Origin of the sequence: Mesorhizobium sp. M5C.F.Ca.IN.020.29.1.1, assembly GCF_003997375.1 — a bacterium.
Classification (GTDB): Bacteria; Pseudomonadota; Alphaproteobacteria; order Rhizobiales; family Rhizobiaceae; genus Mesorhizobium; species Mesorhizobium wenxiniae.
On record NZ_RZSW01001144.1, the window covers coordinates 1 to 599 of the forward strand.

The following is a 599-nucleotide window of genomic DNA, read 5'->3' on the forward strand; positions in this document are numbered from 1 at the left end:
GATGACAGCCGCATGCAACGCATAGACTTTGGCTGTCGTCCCGTCGCCGCTCATTTCGTCGCCGTTCCGAACAGGCCTTGCGGGCGGAACACCAGCACCATGGCAACGACGAGCGTGGCGATGATCTTGGCCAATGTCGGCGAGAAGAACACCGAGATGATGCCGTCGGAGACGCCGCGCTTCAGCTGGTCGGCATAGGGCGAAGCCGGAGCGCCGCCAGCCTGGTCGATCTGCGGCTCGCCCGAGAAATAGAGGCCGCGCGATGTCAGCCCATAGATGATCACCGCGAGGAACGCGACGACGAGGCCGATCGCGATCAGCACAGGCAGGCGGTTGAGCCGCCGGATTCTGGGCTCGGCCGTCTCGGCGCCGCCAAGTTTCAGGGACTGGACCATCTCCCCCTCCCCTCACCCGCCTTGCATGACCGACAGCGGGCTCGCCGGCGTCGCGCCGGCTGAGGTCGCGGTGTAGGCACGGCCAAGGTCCAGCGAACCGGTCGACAGGCGGGCGAGCACCTGGCCGTCATAACTGTCGATGACATAGGTGAGCGGGATCAGCTTTTCGCCGTCGGTCTTCTGGTCGCTGACGACGGCATACCC

At 65.6% G+C, this 599-nt stretch carries 2 pseudogenes; both read right to left on the reverse strand.

Annotated elements, in window-relative coordinates:
- Positions 1–50: 50 nt before the first annotated feature.
- Positions 51–176 (reverse strand): annotated as a pseudogene (locus tag EOA85_RS36755) (branched-chain amino acid ABC transporter permease); the annotation flags it as partial.
- Between the two features lie 231 nt (positions 177–407).
- A pseudogene (locus tag EOA85_RS36760) lies at positions 408–599 on the reverse strand (conjugal transfer protein TrbH); the annotation flags it as partial.